This is a genomic window from Leptolyngbya sp. FACHB-36 (assembly GCF_014695955.1).
In the GTDB taxonomy this organism is placed as follows: Bacteria; Cyanobacteriota; Cyanobacteriia; order Leptolyngbyales; family Leptolyngbyaceae; genus FACHB-36.
This window is the reverse complement of the sequence record NZ_JACJPG010000685.1, coordinates 1-2,015: the sequence shown is the minus strand read 5'-3', so window position 1 is coordinate 2,015 and position 2,015 is coordinate 1. Positions and strand designations below refer to the sequence as shown.

At 58.6% G+C, this 2,015-nt stretch carries 2 protein-coding genes; both read right to left on the bottom strand.

Annotated features, from left to right (window positions below; all coding sequences use genetic code 11):
- The coding region (locus tag H6F43_RS21550; RefSeq protein WP_190345221.1) for a nucleoside transporter C-terminal domain-containing protein at nt 1-1,151 on the bottom strand (1,151 nt) is incomplete at its 3' end.
- A 117-nt stretch (nt 1,152-1,268) separates the two neighbouring features.
- On the bottom strand, nt 1,269-2,015 hold a 747-nt coding region (locus H6F43_RS21545; protein WP_190345220.1), incomplete at its 5' end, for a DUF2079 domain-containing protein.

The following is a 2,015-nucleotide window of genomic DNA, read 5'->3' as shown; positions in this document are numbered from 1 at the left end:
AGCAGCCGTCGCCCAATCAGCACCGAGGTTTGCCACAGTTCTTGCCAGTTCAGCGAGACGCCCGTGAGAAACGTCAGCGGCAAGAACAGCGCCCCAACCAGGTTTTGCAGCGTAATGACCTGAAATACTCTACCAATGCCTTGCACAAGCACGTTCTTGCTGACGGCGAGCGATGCGAGATTGGCAAAGAAGAGGTTCACCAGCGCCACCAGACCCAAAACCGCGATCAGCAACGCCGCGATCGCCACTGCCAGCTTCACGCCGTCCAGCGCGCCCACTACCAAGCTTTCCATCGGACCGATGCGGGTGGGTTCTGGATCGGCAGTTGCAGGAGCAGCTTCTTCCACCACCCGATCGCGCGTTTTCGGCTCCTCGGTTTCTGGCACCAGGATCTTTGCCATCACAAAACAGGCCGGAATTGCCATAATTGACGCCGACACCAGATGCCCGGTGATGTTTGGGAATACCGGGCGCAGCAAGCCCACGTACAGCGCCAGCACTGTTGAAGCAATGCTGCCAAAGCAGGACGCCAGAATCGCACACAGTTCGCTGCGGGTCATTTCCGCCAGATACGGACGCACAACTAGGGTGGCTTCAATTCCAACGAAAATATTGGCGGCACCGCTCAGCGCCTCGGCACCGCTGATCCGCATCGTGCGGCGAAACAGACGGGCAAACAGATTAACGATCGGCTGAATTAGCCCCAACGCATAGCCCAGCGACATTAGCGCTGAGAAGAAAATCACGCTCGGCAGTGCCCGAAACGCAAAGATGTAACCGAGGTTGAGATTATCAGGACTGAGACGATCGCCTGGAACCGGAGCGTAAGGCGGCGCGATCGCTCTGGCAATCCAGCGTCCTGCCAGCACAGGACCGGGCACGATCGTCGGATCGGGCACCAGCAGTGGACCAAACACAAATCGCGCTCCTGCTTCGGTAGCGTCCAGCACGGCGTTGACGCCATCATTCACGCCAACCACGATTAGGCGTGTGAAGGGCACCAGAAACACCAAGAATCCCAGCGCGAGTTGCAGCCCCACGCCCCACAGAATCACTCTCCAGGGAATCAGGCGGCGCTGCTCCGACCCTAGCCACGCGATGCCGCACAGTCCGGCCATGCCCAGCAAAGAAAGCAGGTTTAACCAGGGCATGGTGCAGTCCTCAAGCGGCTAGATCAATGTGCAGATGCGAGACATTGTACCGCCCAGCAGGTTTGTCAGAACACGCTTACTTGCCAGTCGAGAGCATCCAGGGTAGAAACTGCACTTTCAAGAAACACGATCGACCATCGCCCCCAACTCTTTACGATATTGCGTCCAATTAGCCAGCGCAGTTGCATCGGACGCAACGCCTTTTTGCAGCAGCACTACGCCATCTTGCACAGCACGCAGTCCGTAGCTTGAATCCGCGATCGTCTGCTCAATCAGCGGTACCAAGCGGCGGAGAGTATCGCGCTCCTCCTTAAACGCGACCTGATACTGCTGCAACTGCCACAAATCGGCAGCGAGATAATCCACTGTGCGAACCTCACCCCGATCGTCCTTAAATTGCAGCAGCGGCAGACGAATAATGGCACGCCGACTCGACAGCGGCGGAATCAAATACGTCGTCGCAGACACACTCGCGTCCGGCGGTACGGTGCGAATCACCTGTTGAGCCGCACTGGAGTGCTGCCATTGGCGCGTCAGCGATACATGCACCCACGGCACAAACGAGTCAGGAATCAGAAAATACAGCGTCCGATTGGGATTGGCGCTAATCGCAAACACGATCGACAGCGCCATGCAGCTCACCCAAAGGCGGCGGAATTTTGGCGTGAAGCGCTTGGCGTTGTAGGACCACCAGACGATCGCCCCATAAAACACACCCGGCACGACCGCCAGCGCATACCGCACCGTAATCGACAGCGCGGTTTGCCCCGTCTGCACCATCAGTGCCAGCAGCGGCACCCCCGACACCACCCACGCCGTTCCCGACACCGCAGGCACAAACGCCAGCGGCAGCCAGTGGCGGAA